The organism is Methanocaldococcus fervens AG86, from assembly GCF_000023985.1.
Classification (GTDB): domain Archaea; phylum AGJL01; class Methanococci; order Methanococcales; family Methanocaldococcaceae; genus Methanocaldococcus; species Methanocaldococcus fervens.
In genome coordinates this window covers 1,366,798-1,383,433 of record NC_013156.1, presented here as the reverse complement: position 1 = coordinate 1,383,433, position 16,636 = coordinate 1,366,798, and the positions used below count along the sequence as shown (strand labels likewise).

Genomic DNA, 16,636 nt, shown 5'->3' with positions numbered 1-16,636 from the left:
AGTTTTTAATAAAATTCTATTTTTTAATTTATTAATATTTTTATTTAATTTTTATTTAAAAAACTTATCTAAAGTTAATTGAGCTCCTTCTTTTTTTAATTCATTTTTTGAGACACCAACTGCCTCCATAATCCTCAAAACTGGAGGTAAAATTTGGTTATCTATGTAATAATTTACATCAACATCCTCAATATCAACCTCTTCCGGAAGCTTCGCCCTCTCGCTTATCGACTTTGCTCCTTTAACTATTATATAACCAATGATATCTCCAACCTTTACCCTTTTACCTTCTCTCATCAATCTCTTAGCTATCTCAACATGTGGAGCTGTGGTTTTATACTCCTTAGGGTCTTTTGTTAGTTGAGTATAAATAATTAAATCCTCTTTTTTTATCTTCCTCTCCCTTAAGTCTCTAATAATATCTTGAATTATCTTTTTAGCCTTTTCTATATTACCCTCAACCAATAACGCCTCTAAAACCTTTCTTTGTGTTATTTTTGCTATGTTAGACCAATCCCTCCTTACAAATTCAAGCCCTTTTACTGTAACTCTTCCATTCTCATCAATTAACGCATATCTCTTCTTAGTAACAAAGATGCCTCTTTTGAAGTAACCTTCGAACTCCAACTCCATGCTACCAGGCAGTTTTGAATTTATGTAATTAACAAACTCCAAAGCTTTTTTTATTAGCTCCTCTTTACTAATTTTTTCTTTCCAAATGGCATAAAATCCATCAGTATTGTGAACTAAAATTCCATTTGCAAAGAACCTATGAGTGTCTTCAACCTCAATATCATAGACATAGCCGTTATAGTCAATTTTTTCAATTTTTTTAACCCTTGCTATATCAAAATCATAGTTTCTGATCGTAGATTTCCATTTGTTATTTAGATTTATCAATCTTTCATTTTTTCTATCCAATATGAATCCAACCCTTTCGGCAAATCTTATTTTGTTTTTAATATTTATGTGGTATGAGAAAGTTTTAGAAACCTTCCCTTTGTATTTGTTTGGATTATTTTCTTTAAAAACACTATTAGATATTCCAACTAGATATAGAAGTTTTCTCACGTTTTCAATGATATTTTCATTTGTGTTTGTAAATCTAATTTCTGCATTACCTCTTCTTACTATAACTGTTCCATCAGCACTAAACAAGCCCCTTAAAAACGCTTCAATTTTCCTTTTTGATAACTTAAACATAAATTTTGGGATTATTTTCTTATTATTTTCATCTTTGAATTTATTCATAAACCTAACCAATTTTTTACTAAGAATTCTAATATCCCCTTTTTCATTTTCAAGGTAGTAATTTGAAATTACTCCTATTTCTTTGAGTGGTTCTAATACTTTTTTAATGATTTCATCTTTATCCAATCCGGCAGATAACCTTAAATAATATTTTGCAGAGTTTGTTTTACCTCCCCAACTGCCATCTCCAATTAATAGCCCAACTAACTCCCAAAATCTAATGCTAATGTTATTAACGGGCTTATCATCAACTAATGAGTTATTTATAGTTATTAATGACTTCACATCTTTTCCAAGGTTGTTTGGTTTAATTTCAATAAATCTATCTCCAATCTTCTTAGCATTTCTTTTTTTAGTGGTATTTAAATAACCAATTAAAGAATGGTCTTCTGTAACATCCACATACCAAGTGTTGGTAATCCAAACTCTATAGATATCTTTATTTGCCCTATGCCTCATAACATAAGGCACTTTTTTCCAAATCAACTTTCCATCATCATTTAAAGTTAAGGCATAAACATCATCCAAGAGGCAATATTCTTTTTCTCCAACAGCATAATCAACTTTTTTAAACAAATCCTTAATTTTCATGAATTTTATTTCTCCATTTATTTTAACTATAATTTCTGTATTTTCAGTAACACTATCAGCATAAATAACCTTAAATCCAAATTTTTCAGCTTCATCCATTGTTTGTTGAATATATTTCCTCCCCAAATATGTAACAACTTCTGCACACTCTTTACTGTAAAATCTCGCCCTTGGAAAAGCTAAATACCCGTAATGGCTATTATGGGCGTAGATATTATTTACTAAGAAGTTTTCGTCCTCTTCAACGCTTAAATCATATACATAGCCGTTATAATCAAATTCCTCAATTTCCTTAACTTCATCGAGCATTAAATCTTTAACCAACTCATAATTTGGATTTAAGGTTAATTTATATCCTTTATTTTTAACTGGAGTGAATCTTGTGGGGATTCCAACCAAGTTAAATAAGAGCATCAACTGGTTTAAGTATTCCTCATCTTTAGCCATAAATGTTGATGTTCCTTTGTGAGAGTTTTTCTTTGCCTTTAAAAATCCATCTAAGAAGCTCTTTATAACCTCTTCATTAGCTAAAAACAACTGTTCAGGTATATGCTTTCTGCCCTTATATCCACATTTGAATATATATTTTAAAACCAAATAAACAATCTTTTTGTCCAATGTAACCTTATCCCTGGCTATAGCACCAGCTCCAAATGCCTTTTTAAATACTTCAGCAATTTCTTCTTGATATTCTGGCAAGGATTTATAAACGCAAGCCTCATAAACCGTTTCTCCTTTTAATTTTATCTCTTTCAATCTCCCCCTTGCTACAAAGTATCCTAAAAATTTAGCCAAGTTTTCATTTAATCTTAGAAGGGCTTTTATCTTTCCACTATAGGCTCCAATTTCACAGTCCTCAAACTCCTTGTCTGGAATATCTGGAATATACTCTTTAACTTTTATATACTGGATATTACATTTACCTTTTCTAAATGTTCCATAATCTAAAATCGTTTCAATGTATTTTTTATATATGCTGAGTTTTCTCTTATTTGGAATATCTATCTCCAATTTATTTATCCTTTTAATGCCTTCATATCTTATCAATCCGAGGTCTTCTAAATACTTGAGGCAATCCTCAAATACAACATTTAATTTGTTTTTTTCTATATCTTCAATAGTCTTTTTCAACTTTACTAAAAACTCTTTATCCTTATGTTTTGTAATTGTTAAATCATTTATCTCCTCTTCATCTGCATCAATTAAACCCTTTGGAATGTTTATAATAACCTCTTTATTTATATAAGGAATCTTTCTTGGAACTACAATTAAATCTTTAATTTTTATCTCGTCTCCTTTAACTGCTACAATTTTTCCATTTTCATATTTAAACAAGCCATGTCCTTTTGTAACTTTTATTGACCTACCAGACCTTAGTTTTATCTTATATGCTTTTCCAGAGTAAGGATGCCTAATTAAAGCCTTAACTTTTCTTATCCTACATTTTTTATCTATCTTACTAAATGCATAGGTTTTTAGATTATCAACCTCTAAGATTTCACTCTTCTTTTCATACTTAACTTTCTCTTTATTTTTTTCTATTAAGTTATCTACGTATTCCCCAATTTTAGTTACTTTTACTTTATCATCTTCAATAACCACCAAATATTCATCTGGTAGAATGCTGTTAGCCAAGATCTTCAATGATTGCTGTTCATAATCTAAAAGCCTATACTCCTCATTAATCTCCCCAGCTTTAGCCATTTCCTTCATCCTCCTTTTAATATTTATCCTTCTTTCAATCAAATTCCTCAAAGTTTTTGGAATCAACCCCTCCCTCTTTTTGCAAAACCAATGCCCCAATATTTTTTCACTAATATCTTTACAACACTCACAATCTAAGGTATCTGGGCTTATATTATAGGAAATGATTATTGAAGGATATAAAGAGCGGAAATCCATATTTATTATATCCTCAAACATCCCTTTCTCGGGTTCTTTCACATATCCGCCTTCATAAGTTGTTAATAACCTCCTTCTATACTCTTCTTCATCTGGTTTGTTTGGAACGATCATATTTTCCTTAAATGCTTTCTTCATTAAGAGATACTCAACCATCTGCCCAGAACTCATCCTTGTAGTTTCAAAAGGAGTTTGATTAACAATTCTTGAGAACATAACCTCCAAAGGGAAGAAGTAATTTCCTATTCTATATGTGTATTTTGCATCTTGTAATGAGTATTCAATTAATGTCTCATCGTTATTTGCCCAATATTCTACAATCTTTGTATGAGGGATTTTTAGCTTTTCAACACCAAATAAATTGTAAGTTACATCCTCTAATGTGTATTTTGTCAATTTTAACAACCTTCTTGATATTGGATATAGGTCTATATGAACTCTCCCCGGGATGTAGCTTCTATACTCCATTCCCCCTCTTTTTATCTTTAACTCCTCTCCTTCCCTTCCCAACTCTACATCTATGCCATAAAATTTAGCCCTTGCCTTTAAATAAGGAAAATCGAAATTATCTCCGTTGTAAGTATAAATTATATCATATTGCCTTAACGTTTCAATGATTCTCTTAATTAATATTTTCTCGTTTTCAACTACTTCTATATTTGGATGATTAAATTTTTTGTAGGTTATAACCCTCCCGCCATTCTCATCCCAAAAACTTGCCATTAAAATAGGGTCTCTTTCAGGGTCTGGCTCAGTATCTCTATTATAAACCTCCATATCAAAAGCAACTACTTTTAATTTAGGAATTTCTATACTTACAGGTTTTCTATTTTCAAAATCCCAATAAGTCATTGGAATTATCTCATTATCTATTAAATACCTCTTAGCAAATGGAATGTCATGCTCATAAATCTCTTTAACTATTGGGCATTCTTTAATCTTCCTAAGTTTTGGAATTTTTTGAGGATGTGTGGCTATAATTTTAATTAGTTCCTTTTCCTTTCTAAGGATAATTTTTTTAACAACTTCTATATTTTCAACAAACCTCAATAAACCATTTTTTAATAGAAAATCCTTTATTGTCTCAATATCCTCATCTTTAACTTTGTCATCATAAAGTTCAACGTAAAAATATGGTTTAAAATCCCTATCTTTTAAAATAGAATTAATTAAATAGAGGCAGATAACTGCCCTATCATCAACGGTTTTATATGTGTTGTCTATCAAAGCATCAATGTTTAACTTTCCCATATAACATCCCCACAGTTTTCAGGCTTTTTAAACGGCAATTTAGCCTTTTTTAATGCGTCAATAAACTTTTGGACATCCTCATCATTAAATCTCTCCTTTCTAATTAAAAAATCATAATGTTCATCGGCCAATGGGATAAATTCTAAACCATACTGCTCTGCAACATTCCTTATCCCTAAACCAATATCTGCCTTTTTCATCACTACAGCTGCAGCAACTGCTGAGTGTGTCTTTGCCTCTATGTTATAGCCTTTAATGTCTTTTGGATTAATCTTATTATCCTTTAAGAATTTATCAAACAGTATCCTCGTTCCAGAGCCTTTATTTCTATTTATGAACTCCAAGTTATAAATATTTTTTACAATATCTTCAATTGAATTGAACTCCAATTCCTTCCTAAACATAAATCCTTGCTCTCTAATATAACCTCTAATTAATAAAGCGTCTTTAACCATATATCTTTCTAAAAATGGAATATTGTAGGTGTTTGTTTTCTCATCCAATAAGTGTATTCCTGCAATATCTGCCTCTCCTCTTTTTATTTCCAATAATCCACCTAAAGAACCAACATTTATAGTTTTTGCCAACAATTTGGCCTCTTTTAAAATTATATCCACACCAATGCAATGGCTACCAATAATATTTAATCCAACTTTAACATCTCCAAATAAATGAACCTCCACCTCTTCATTTTCTAAAATTTCCTTATTTTCTTCAATAACTATATATCCATCTGCCTCTGATAAAGAGGTTATAGCCCCACTCCCTTTAGTTATTGGATAGGCAGAATAGCCATTTTTATGCTTAACCAAAATAACTGGCAAATACTCTACCCTTCCTTTAGCTGAAATATACCTCTGCGGAAACATTGCCTTTACAACATTTTTTTCATCTCCAAAGAACACATCAAATATTGTTAAGCAGGAGGTTGGATAACCTGGCAATCCTACAACTAATTTATCTTTTATTTTTCCAACTATTGTTGGTTTTCCTGGCTTTATCTTTATTCCATGAACTAAGATTTCCCCACCGAGCTCTTTTATTGCAGTTTCAGTTAAATCCCCAACACCTGCAGAAGTACCTCCACTTAACAAAATTATATCGCATTTTAAAGCCTTTTTAATCTTTTCCTTCAAATCCTCTTTATCATCTTTAGCTATTCCAAAGAATTCAAAATCGTAGCCGAGATTTTTTATATATGAAGCTAAAGCATAGGAATTTATATCATATATTTTTCCAAATTCCAATGGCTCTTCTGGGCTTATAAGCTCATTTCCAGTAGATATTATTCCAAATTTTAACTTTTTATAGACCTTAACTCTACTCTTCCCAATTGCAGCTAAAACCCCAACATCCCTTGGAGTTAATTTTGTATTTTTTCTCAAAACGAGTTCTCCAGCCATTATATCTGAGCCAGTGAATTGAATATTCTCCATTGGAGGAACGGCTTTGTATATCTTAACTTTATCTCCTTCTCTTTCAGTGTATTCAACCATCACTACAGCGTTAGCTCCTTTTGGAATCATCGCCCCAGTGGCTATCTCTACACATTCTCCATTATTTATTTCCAAATCTTTAACCTCACCAGCTTTTAAGCTACCTATAATTTTTAGCTCTACTGGATTATCTTCATCTGCCTCATAGGTGTCTTCTGCTTTAACTGCATAGCCATCCATCTTCGCCCTATCGTAAGGTGGAACATCTACGTTAGAAAAAATATCCTCAGTTAAAACCCTTCCAACTGCATTAAATAAATCAACTTCTTCAACTTCATTTTTTAATTTTTCCAAATGCTCATTTATTATTGATTTTACTTCCTCAATGCTGTGTAATGTCAAATATCTAACCATATTATCTCCTCTTTACTACAAATCTTCCAGCTGATGAGTGCTTTGGCTCTACCTCAATACCTAAGCCCTTTAGATAGTTTTTTGTATATGTATTGTCTCCATGAATAAATATCTCTCCTAAATCTTCTGGTGTATTGATATCAACAGAAATTAAAAACGAATCGTAAATATAATACCTCAAATTTCTCTTCTCTGCCTCTTCTAAGTGTTTTAAAAAACTAAATCCCTCATATCTCAATTCAATCAAATTTTTTGACTTTAAATATAATAGATTAGTTCCTCCTCCTCTTGAAGAGGCAATAATCAAATCATAATCCTTAGAAAGCTTTAAAATATCCTCAATATGTTTCTTCTTAATTAATGGAATATCTGCTGGAATGATGATAACTTCTTCATCATCTATTTCATCAAACGCCTGTTTTATTGCATTATTAAGCCCTTTGTATTTTTCCTTAACAATTTCTGCCTTTAATTCATATTTGGCAAAATCTAATATCTCATCATCTCTACTCACAACAACAACATCCAATCCTTCTAAAGCTTTTTTTATATCCCTAAGCATATTTAACAGTAAATTCTTCCTCTCTTCACTGCTTAAAAATTCTGATAACCTCGTTTTTAATGAGTTTATTGGTGATACTGGGATTATTACTTTCATTATATCACTGTTTTAATTATTTAAGATTATTTTCTGGATTATTTTAGTTAAAACTGGTTTATATAAAGAGTTTTGCATAGCTAAAAGCCATTCTATCTCCAATATCTCCATGTCCAGGGTATAATCTATCTACATTTCTCTCATTTGCTATTCTCTCCAACATATTTATTGAATTTCTCAGCTCTATAACATTTCCTGTAGGTAAATCCCACCTACCAACCCCATAGGCAAAGATTGTATCTCCAGTTATCAAATTATTTTCATAGATTATTGAAATAGAACCATAAGTATGTCCAGGAGTTCTTATAACCTCTAAACCATAATCTTTTAGCTCTTCCTCAATTTCTGAGAGTGAAATTATCTCCTTTGGCGGGTTTAGCTTAGCTCCAAACAATGCCGATACTGTAACCTCATCCCCATTCTTTAAATGCTTAACTTCTTTATCCTCAATTAGGGTTGGACAGTTAAAATACTCCTCAACCAAATAATCTGCCGATGAGTGGTCGTAATGGCAGTGAGTGTTTATTATTAAATCAATATTTTTTATCTTATTCCTTTCTAATTCCTCCATTAATATGTTAAACGTCCCAGAAGCTCCAGGATCCACTAACATATTTTTCTTCCCAACTATTAGATAGGAGTTTGAGCTATAACCATATCCATTAAGCTTTAAAATCATATTATCACCAAACTAAAAATATAAATATCAAATATTATCAAAAACTTAAGTAATTAAACCACTAATTTAATTTTGGTGATGTCATGATTATCTTTTCTGTTTCAAGTGGGTATTTGCTCGACAATAATTATAGTGAGTACTCCTACTATATATTAGATAAAGATGAAGATTTCCTTGTTTTTGTTATATGTGATGAGCCAAACGCACTAAGGTATGGGTTTAAGATATCCGAGATTTTCTCAAGGACGTTTTGTAATGAAGTTTATAATAATAGGTACATAACCAATTTAAAAAATCTTATAGAAGTGGGGTTCCATGAAGCCCTTAAAAATATAAAAAAATTTATAAAACAGAAAAAAATTGAATACGATAATTTAAATTTATCTATTTCTGGAGGAGTTTATAAAAATGGGAATTTAATGTTATTTTCTTTAGGAAACTCCCCTATTTTTGTTATAGATAAAAATTATCGTCTATATTGCCCATTTGATTTAAATAAAAACTACAATTTGGAAGATTGGGAAAAATTTATAAAATTTAAATTAATAGAAGAGCCAAGAACTATCATCGCCTGTAGTAATAACCTCGATGGAAAGCTGTTCAAACTTAAAGAGGAGAACAATAAACTAATGGCTAAGCCATTTAAATATAAAATTTTAGAGATTGTAAATGATATAGTATCTAACAAAGAAAACATTAATAAGATAAGAAATAACATAAAAAACAAGCTAAATTTAGATAAAAACTCTCCTCTTCTCATTGTATCTTTTGACGAAAAGCCAGTGGATGATGAAATTGTCAAATTAGAACCGGTATTAAAAAGGAATGAGAGCGAAGAAATATCTGAAGATGAAGATGATAAAAAACTACCTAAAATTGAATTAAATATTATTAGAGGTGTTTCATTATTGCTCATATTAATTTTAGTTCTTATGTTTGGATTGTTTTTGACATTAAATGAAGAATCAAATGGTAATATAATAAAAAGCACGAATACCAGTTTAAACAGTAGTGAACCAATTATAAATATATCAACAAAAGATATGAATGAAATAGAAGATGATAAAAGATTAACAAGCCAGCCAAGTGTAGGTGTATCAACAAATGTAGTCGGAAAGGATAATAACGGATTAACAAGGAATACCGTAGAGGTTTTAAAGTTTTTAATAAAATTTCAAGTAGATGAAATATCGGAGGATATAAATGTAATACCAATGTCTATAACGTTTCCAGAGCCAGGATATTACTACATAGCAATAAAGTCAAAAGATGATAACGTTGAATTAATTGATATAAAAAATGAAACCGTCTTATATAAAAACTCCACATTAATCGAACTCTTTGAAGAAACTAAAGAAAAAGAAAAAACTTATAATTTAATTGTTAAATGTGATGATATTAGAGATTCTCCAAAGGATTTAATAAATATTACAATCTCTAAAATAGAAATAATACGCTAAAGCTTAAGGGATTGTATGAAGAAATTAAGGGCTAAAACTAAGGAGGAATTGATTGAAAAAATTAAAAGCTGCGATACAGAGGATGAGGTTTATATAAATTTAGAGTTAGATAGGGATGTAGCAATAGCGTTATTGGAAAACTGTGAACCTAAGAAGATATATCTACCAAAATCAAAGTACAAGAGGAGCTCAAAAAAGATTATAAAGGCTTTAGAAGGAGTTGATGTTGAAGTTATCCCAATAGAGCCAAAAACTGGAAGACCTACAAATGTAGATAAGATTATAAAAAAACACTTAGACAAAAAACCAAAAGAAATTGCTGAAATAACTGGAATTAATTTGAAGACGGTTGAGTATCATTATTATAAATTAAAGAAAAAGAAAGATAACGGAGAATCTAAATAAACATAAACTACTACAAACCATACTTACAAAAAAGAGACATTATGAGGGGCTGAAAGCCCTTCCTTACCATAGGGCTTCGCCCTATTGGGATACCCAGAGCGGGGGCTTCACTACGTTCAGCCCCACTTTAACTAAGAGGCATTGCCGAGCATAGCGAGGCAATGCATCCGTTTTGATCAACCTTTTACAAAAGGTTGCTACTAAAGTTTCAACGTGATAATAATGATTTCTGTCGTTTTAGTTAATCCAAAATACAGTGGAAATGTTGGTAGTATAGCAAGGGTTATGATGAATTTTGGATTTGAAGAGCTTAGAATAGTTGGAGATAAAAGTATAATAAATAATGAGGCTTATATGATGGCGGTTCATGCAAGAGAAATTTTAGATAATGCCAAATTTTATAATAGCTTTGATGAAGCTATAAAGGATTTAGATTTTGTTATAGCCACTTCAGGAGCAAGAGGTGGTGATAGGAATTTAAAAAGAGTCCCAATAACGCCAAAGGAATTGGCAGATAAAATATTAGAAGTTAAAGGAAAAATAGGCATTGTTTTTGGTAGAGAGGATGATGGTCTGAGAAATGAGGATATAGATAAATGTGATTTATTGGTTTCTATACCAACATCTGAGAAATACCCTATTATGAACCTTTCTCATGCTGTTGCAGTTATTTTATATGAAATATATGCAAAAAAGGTTGAAAATAAATTTTTAGATATTAATATGAGGGAAGCATCAAAAGAAGATAAAGAGCTTTTAATAAAAAAGTTTAACGAATTTATTGACAGAAATAAAAAAATTCCTGAGCATAAAAAAGAACTCTGCAAGATTATATTTAAGAGATTAGTTAATAGAGCTTTTATAAGTGGGAAAGAGGCATGGACTTTGATGAGTGCATTTAAATAATCATTTCTTTTTCTTATAAAGCTTCCAAACTCTACAGAATGAGCAAATTCTTCCAGCAGATGTCATTCCACAAACTTCACACTCCCTAAATTGGAAATTCTCATCCTCAACTTTAAATAGATGCCTATTTTTCATATATCCAGATAGGAATTGATATTTAATATTTGGCCTCTCTTTCTCTAACTCATTGAAATAAGCCCTATGCTTTAAAGTTATTGCCTTCTCTGCAAATCTACATTTAGCAGTTGTAAATGGTATCCCCTCTGCCTCAGCATACTTTAAAATTAACTCCTCCTCAATCTCAAAGAATATTTTAACCTTTTTTAAAAATTTATCGTGTGCTGGAAGAACCGGCTCATGCTTAGCCAAGTATCTAATATTCCAATTTAAAATATTGTTTAGGATAAAAGAAACTTCATCATCTAAATTATGCCCCGTAACTATTACGTCAAATCCATTTTCATAACCAAATTTGTTCATTAAATACCTCTTAGTTGTTCCACAGATGGAGCATTTCTTTCCTCTAACATCTTCCATAGTCTTTCCAGTAATATCCTTTAAATTAACTACATGCAAAGGAACTTCTAACTTTTCAGCCAATTTTTTAACAGTTTCTAAAGAAATTTCAGAAAAATCCTTAATTCCCAAATTTATGTGGAATAACTCAATATTATACCCAAGTTTTTTTAAAACCCATGCTGCTGCATGCCCATCCTTCCCACCAGAGACTGCTACTAAAATCTTCTCATCCTTATTTAGCATTTTATATTTTTCTATAGATTTTTTAACCCTATTTTCAAAGTATTCAACAAAATACTCTTTACACAAATACATGTTTGGTGATTTTAATTTTATGTAGTTTTCTTTATCACAAAATTTACACTTAGCCATGTTTTCACCGATAATTTTGCTATAAGACATTTGTTTTTTAGGCTATATAATACTTAAAGTATATAAAAAAATAGAACTCTATTTTAATAGTAAAATTTATATATCACATAAAATAATGGTAAATTACGCATGAGTTTTATAAAAAATGGAGTTCTATTTTGAGATGAAAACATGAGGAATCCCATAATAGATGTAGGAGCTAAGGAATTGAGCTATGAGATTAGAGAGATTGTTGATATTGCTAAAAAGGTAGAAGAGTTTGGAGTAAACATTACATGGGAAAACATAGGAGACCCAGTAGCTAAGGGAGAAAAAATTCCAGATTGGATCAAGGATATTATAGCTGAGATTGTTAAAAACGACTGTTCTTATGCTTACTGCCCTACTAAAGGTTTGTTAGAAACACGAGAGTTTTTAGCTGAGCAAACAAATAAAAGAGGAGGTGCTCAAATAACAGCTGAGGATATCATATTTTTTAATGGATTGGGAGATGCCATAGCAAAGATTTATGGTTTGTTGAAAAGGCAAGTTAGAGTTATAAATCCATCTCCTTCCTACTCAACTCATTCTTCTGCAGAGGCATCTCATGCAGGTTCCCCACCAGTAACATACTTTTTAGATCCTTACAACTATTGGTATCCAGATATTGATGATTTGGAGAAGAGGATTAAATATAATCCAGCAGTTAGCGGAATTCTAATAATAAATCCCGACAACCCTACAGGAGCTGTTTATCCAAAAAAGATATTGAATGAGATCGTTGATTTAGCTAATGAATACGATTTGTTCATTATTTGTGATGAAATATATTGCAATTTAGTTTACAATGGAAAGAAACAGCATTTACTTTGTGAGGTAATAGATGACGTTTGTGGTTTATCGTTGAAAGGAATATCTAAAGAAATTCCATGGCCTGGGGCAAGATGTGGATGGATTGAAGTTTATAACGCTGATAAGGATGAAGAATTTAAAAAATATGTTGAAAGCATTTACAAAGCCAAGTTGATAGAAGTTTGCTCCACCACTTTGCCTCAAATGGCTATTCCAAGAATTATGGGGCATAGAAATTATAAAAAATACTTAAATGAGAGGAATAAGTTTTTTGAAAAGAGGTCTAACACTGCCTACAAAAAATTAAAGGATTTGGAGGGAGTTGTAGCAAATAAAGCCAATGGAGCATTTTATATGTCTGTTGTGTTTGAAGACAGTTATTTGAATGGAAATAACTCAATAAAAATTGAAAATGATAAATTGAAAGAATTTATAGATAACCAAATAAAAAATGCAACTATCGACAAGAAGTTTGTTTATTACTTATTAGCTTCAACTGGAATTTGTGTAGTGCCTTTAACATCATTCTGCTCCCAACTTAACGGGTTTAGGGTTACCTTATTGGAAAGAGATGATAATAAATTTGAATGGATATTCGATACATTAGCTGAAAAAATAGAGGAATTTTTGCATTAATCTCTCAAATACCTATAAAATCCAGGCTCTTCATAATTTTTTAAATTTTTCACATAGGGACAGTCTTTTGGAAAAACACCGGCTAAAATTCCTTCCATTACTGTTAAGCATCCATGTTTAAACCTATCCTTATAAACTTTACACAGCTTTGTTTTTGGGTCTAAATGCTCACAGTATATTGTTTCTACTCCATTTTCTGTTTTGTAAGCATGTAAAATGCAACATCTTCCACATCTCTCACATAACTCATCCGGAAACAACTCCTCACTTATTTTTATTGCTTTATCTTTTTTAAATCTTAGTGTATTCAAATTATCCCTCTTTAAATTATTGATAAAATTGGTTTAAATAGACAGTATAAAATAGTATAAAAAGATTTTGATAGATACATAACTGTTAAATACATCCCTTAAAAAGTATAATTCTAAACACTTATTGTGAGGGATTGTCATGTTTATGAGAGAAATTGAATTAAGAGGACATATTATAGATAGCCTAATCTTACCAAGGGTTTTTGATAAAATCTTAGATATGGGTGGGGATTACAAAGTTTTAGAGTTTGAAATTGGGAAAAGGAAGACAGATCCAAGTTATGCAAAGATTTTGGTTATTGGAAAAGATGAGAGGCATGTAGATGAAATATTATCTGAGTTGAGAGACTTAGGGGCTGAGATTCCTGAGATTGAAGAGGTTGAACTACAGCCAGCAGAGAAAGATATGGTTCTACCAGAAGGGTTTTATTCAACAACAAACCATAAAACCTTTATTAAATTTAAAGGTAAGTGGATAGAAGTGGAGAATCAAAAAATGGATGGAGCTATTGTTGTCTACCCAGATGAAATGAGGGCAGAGGTAAAAACAATTAGAAATATCAAAAAAGGAGATTTAGTTGTTGTAGGGCATAAAGGAGTTAGAGTTATTCCACCAGAAAAACCAAGGGAATCTGGGGGATTATTTGAGTTTATGAAATCTGATGCTTCATCAGAAAAGCCAAAGGAAACAATTATTAGAAAAATAGCTAAAGAAATGTATGAAGTTAGGGAGAAATATAGAAAGACTGGGAATGGAGGAATTGTTGTTGTTGCAGGTCCTGCTGTAATTCACACAGGAGCTGGGTGGGCTTTAGCTAAGCTCATCAGAATGGGTTATGTTCAGGCATTATTTGCTGGAAACGCATTAGCTACTCACGATATAGAGAGTGTTTTGTATGGAACATCATTGGGAGTTGATTTAAAAACTGGAAAGAGTGTTCCAGGGGGGCACAGCCATCATTTAAGGGCTATAAATACAATAATGAGGGCAGGAAGTATAAAAAATGCTGTAGAGCAGGGGATTTTAAAGGAAGGGGTTATGTATGAGTGTATAAAAAACAATGTGCCTTATGTATTAGCTGGAAGTATAAGAGATGACGGTCCTTTACCAGATGTTATTACAGACGTTGTTAAAGCTCAGGAAATGATGAGAGAGCTTTTAAAAGGAAAAGACATGGTTTTAATGCTCTCCACTATGCTACACTCAATAGCTACAGGTAATTTACTACCTTCGTGGGTTAAAACAATCTGCGTTGATATAAATCAGGCGGTTGTAACAAAGTTAATGGATAGAGGAACTTCTCAGGCTTTAGGTATAGTTACAGACGTTGGAGTTTTCCTACCAATGTTGGTTGAGGAGTTGGAAAAATTGGAGAAAGAGAATAAAAAAGATGAGGGAAGAGAATGAGAGTTGAATACTCAAAAGAATTAATTAGAAAGGGAATCTCAACAATATCTCAACTAAAAAAAGCTAAAGTAAAGGTAGAAAAAACTGAAGGAAAGAAAAAAATATCCTATAGAGATGCAAAACCTGGAAAGATAGATATTAATGAATTTAAAAAGGCAGTTTATTTGTTGATTGAGGCAGATGACTTTTTATATAAAAAAGCTCCAAAACATGAATTGAATGAAGAAGAGGCAAAAGAATTTTGTAAATTAATTATAAAATGCCAAGAACATTTAAATAGGCTTTTAGCTAACTTTGGGTTTGAATTTGAAGAAAAAGAGATTAGTGAAAACGCCCTATACATTGTTTCAAATAAAAAATTATTTAAAAAACTTAAAAACAAAAATCCTAATTTAAAGGTTGTTTGCACTGAGGGAATGTTAGATATTGAAGACATGAAAGCCATAGGAATTCCAGAAAAGGCTTTAGAGGGATTAAAGAAAAAAGTTGAGATAGCAAGAAAAAATGTTGAGAGATTTATAAATAAATATAATCCAGAAAAAATTTTTGTTGTTGTTGAGGATGATAAGGATGAGCTTTTATACTTAAGGGCTAAGCAACTTTACAACGCTGAAAAATTAAATGCAGACGAAATTTTAAGTTAAATCGGTGGAACGATGGATTTACAGAATGATATAATCGTGAGGGGAAAATCCTATGAAATGCCGTTTTCAAAGGGTATTTTGGCGAGGTCATTAACAGCTGCTGGATTAAAACCAAGTATTGCTTATAGAATAGCTTGGGATATATATGAAATGCTAAAAAAAGAGAATATTAAGGTTATTGATAAATCTGATTTGAGGAGGAGAGTTTATTACTATTTAATTTCAAAAAATTATGATGAAGTTGCTAAAAAGTATTTACTATGGAGAATGGTTTTAGGTAGAAGACCGATAGTTATTTTAATCGGAGGGGCAAGCGGAGTTGGAACATCAACCATTGCATTTGAAATTGCTTCAAGATTAGGAATTCCAAGCGTTATAGGAACTGATTCAATAAGGGAAGTTATGAGAAAGGTTATATCAAGAGAACTTATCCCAACTCTTTACGAATCGAGTTACACTGCCTGGAAGGTGTTGAGGGAAAATGAGGATGGAAACATATACATTAAAGGGTTTGAAAGGCATTCTGAAGCTGTGTTAACTGGGGTGGAGGGGGTTATAGACAGGTGTTTAATTGAAGGACAGAGTGTAATCATGGAAGGAACTCACCTAATTCCAACCCTTTTAAAAGATAAATATTTAGAAAATCCAAATGTTGTTTTTATTATGCTAACAATATATGATGAGAAATTACATAAAATGAGGTTCTACGCAAGAGGAAGGGTTTCAAGCAGGCCTACTGAGAGATATTTGAAATACTTTAAAATAATTAGGATGATAAATGATTACATGGTTGAGACTGCAAAAAAGAAAGGAATTCCTGTAGTTGAAAATATAAAGATTAGTAAGACAGTTGATAACTGCCTAAATATAATTACTGAAAGATTAAAAACAATGGTTGAGCTGGAGGGGTTGAGTGAAGAGGATATGTTAGAGGAAGAAGCATAGCTTTTTTATTTTAAGGT

At 31.3% G+C, this 16,636-nt stretch carries 13 protein-coding genes; 7 read left to right on the top strand and 6 right to left on the bottom strand.

Annotated features, from left to right (window positions below):
- Positions 1 to 51: 51 nt before the first annotated feature.
- The 4 genes from MEFER_RS07435 to MEFER_RS07420 are packed head-to-tail and all read right to left on the bottom strand — an operon-like array spanning position 52 to position 8,182.
- Positions 52 to 4,995, bottom strand: coding sequence for a DNA polymerase domain-containing protein (locus MEFER_RS07435; protein WP_015792005.1), 4,944 nt, complete (start codon positions 4,993 to 4,995; stop codon positions 52 to 54).
- On the bottom strand, positions 4,983 to 6,845 hold the full coding sequence (locus tag MEFER_RS07430; protein ID WP_015792004.1) for a molybdopterin biosynthesis protein: 1,863 nt from the start codon (positions 6,843 to 6,845) through the stop codon (positions 4,983 to 4,985). Before MEFER_RS07430 ends, MEFER_RS07435 begins: the two co-directional genes overlap by 13 nt.
- A 1-nt stretch (position 6,846) precedes the next feature.
- On the bottom strand, positions 6,847 to 7,503 hold the full coding sequence (cofC, locus tag MEFER_RS07425; protein WP_015792003.1) for a 2-phospho-L-lactate guanylyltransferase: 657 nt from the start codon (positions 7,501 to 7,503) through the stop codon (positions 6,847 to 6,849).
- 58 nt (positions 7,504 to 7,561) lie between these two features.
- Positions 7,562 to 8,182 (bottom strand): MBL fold metallo-hydrolase, encoded by a 621-nt coding sequence (locus tag MEFER_RS07420; protein WP_015792002.1) that lies wholly within the window; start codon positions 8,180 to 8,182, stop codon positions 7,562 to 7,564.
- Between the two features lie 83 nt (positions 8,183 to 8,265).
- On the opposite strand from MEFER_RS07420, the gene MEFER_RS07415 reads away from it, so the two are divergent.
- The 3 genes from MEFER_RS07415 (at position 8,266) to MEFER_RS07405 (ending at position 10,953) form a co-directional block, all read left to right on the top strand.
- The gene (locus tag MEFER_RS07415; protein WP_015792001.1) at positions 8,266 to 9,642 is read left to right on the top strand and encodes a hypothetical protein; all 1,377 of its coding nucleotides are present in this window, start codon (positions 8,266 to 8,268) and stop codon (positions 9,640 to 9,642) included.
- Between the two features lie 15 nt (positions 9,643 to 9,657).
- Positions 9,658 to 10,047, top strand: coding sequence for a hypothetical protein (locus tag MEFER_RS07410; protein ID WP_015792000.1), 390 nt, complete (start codon positions 9,658 to 9,660; stop codon positions 10,045 to 10,047).
- Positions 10,048 to 10,269: 222 nt separating this feature from the next.
- Positions 10,270 to 10,953 (top strand): TrmJ/YjtD family RNA methyltransferase, encoded by a 684-nt coding sequence (locus MEFER_RS07405; protein WP_015791999.1) that lies wholly within the window; start codon positions 10,270 to 10,272, stop codon positions 10,951 to 10,953.
- On the opposite strand, the gene ttuA is transcribed toward MEFER_RS07405, so the two are convergent.
- Entirely contained in the window at positions 10,954 to 11,844 is an 891-nt protein-coding gene (gene ttuA, locus MEFER_RS07400; RefSeq protein WP_015791998.1) for a tRNA-5-methyluridine(54) 2-sulfurtransferase, read from the bottom strand. It abuts the gene before it with no gap.
- Positions 11,845 to 12,015: 171 nt separating this feature from the next.
- Between ttuA and MEFER_RS07395 the strand changes: the two genes are divergently transcribed.
- On the top strand, positions 12,016 to 13,311 hold the full coding sequence (locus MEFER_RS07395) for a pyridoxal phosphate-dependent aminotransferase (protein WP_015791997.1): 1,296 nt from the start codon (positions 12,016 to 12,018) through the stop codon (positions 13,309 to 13,311).
- Here MEFER_RS07395 and MEFER_RS07390 read toward each other — a convergent pair.
- Entirely contained in the window at positions 13,308 to 13,622 is a 315-nt protein-coding gene (locus MEFER_RS07390) for a hypothetical protein (RefSeq protein ID WP_015791996.1), read from the bottom strand. The two genes, MEFER_RS07395 and MEFER_RS07390, sit on opposite strands and share 4 nt — an antisense overlap.
- Before the next feature lie 139 nt (positions 13,623 to 13,761).
- On the opposite strand from MEFER_RS07390, the gene MEFER_RS07385 reads away from it, so the two are divergent.
- Genes MEFER_RS07385 through MEFER_RS07375 form a run of 3 tightly spaced genes read left to right on the top strand, consistent with a single transcriptional unit; the run spans position 13,762 to position 16,619 of the window.
- On the top strand, positions 13,762 to 15,030 hold the full coding sequence (locus MEFER_RS07385) for an ornithine cyclodeaminase (RefSeq protein ID WP_015791995.1): 1,269 nt from the start codon (positions 13,762 to 13,764) through the stop codon (positions 15,028 to 15,030).
- Positions 15,027 to 15,674: a DUF2100 domain-containing protein gene (locus tag MEFER_RS07380; protein WP_015791994.1), complete on the top strand. Its 648-nt coding sequence runs from the start codon at positions 15,027 to 15,029 to the stop codon at positions 15,672 to 15,674. The genes MEFER_RS07385 and MEFER_RS07380 overlap by 4 nt, the downstream gene beginning before the upstream one ends.
- Before the next feature lie 12 nt (positions 15,675 to 15,686).
- Positions 15,687 to 16,619 (top strand): 2-phosphoglycerate kinase, encoded by a 933-nt coding sequence (locus MEFER_RS07375; RefSeq protein WP_015791993.1) that lies wholly within the window; start codon positions 15,687 to 15,689, stop codon positions 16,617 to 16,619.
- The last annotated feature ends 17 nt before the right edge of the window (positions 16,620 to 16,636 follow it).

Bases quoted from the DNA above. Each gene is read 5' to 3' on its own strand.
- MEFER_RS07415 (WP_015792001.1), top strand. From the start codon at position 8,266: ATGATTATCTTTTCTGTTTCAAGTGGGTATTTGCTCGACAATAATTAT.
- cofC (WP_015792003.1), bottom strand. From the start codon at position 7,503: ATGAAAGTAATAATCCCAGTATCACCAATAAACTCATTAAAAACGAGG.
- MEFER_RS07420 (WP_015792002.1), bottom strand. From the start codon at position 8,182: ATGATTTTAAAGCTTAATGGATATGGTTATAGCTCAAACTCCTATCTA.
- MEFER_RS07430 (WP_015792004.1), bottom strand. From the start codon at position 6,845: ATGGTTAGATATTTGACATTACACAGCATTGAGGAAGTAAAATCAATA.
- ttuA (WP_015791998.1), bottom strand. From the start codon at position 11,844: ATGGCTAAGTGTAAATTTTGTGATAAAGAAAACTACATAAAATTAAAA.
- MEFER_RS07435 (WP_015792005.1), bottom strand. From the start codon at position 4,995: ATGGGAAAGTTAAACATTGATGCTTTGATAGACAACACATATAAAACC.
- MEFER_RS07375 (WP_015791993.1), top strand. From the start codon at position 15,687: ATGGATTTACAGAATGATATAATCGTGAGGGGAAAATCCTATGAAATG.
- MEFER_RS07385 (WP_015791995.1), top strand. From the start codon at position 13,762: ATGTTTATGAGAGAAATTGAATTAAGAGGACATATTATAGATAGCCTA.
- MEFER_RS07380 (WP_015791994.1), top strand. From the start codon at position 15,027: ATGAGAGTTGAATACTCAAAAGAATTAATTAGAAAGGGAATCTCAACA.
- MEFER_RS07395 (WP_015791997.1), top strand. From the start codon at position 12,016: ATGAGGAATCCCATAATAGATGTAGGAGCTAAGGAATTGAGCTATGAG.
- MEFER_RS07410 (WP_015792000.1), top strand. From the start codon at position 9,658: ATGAAGAAATTAAGGGCTAAAACTAAGGAGGAATTGATTGAAAAAATT.
- MEFER_RS07405 (WP_015791999.1), top strand. From the start codon at position 10,270: ATGATTTCTGTCGTTTTAGTTAATCCAAAATACAGTGGAAATGTTGGT.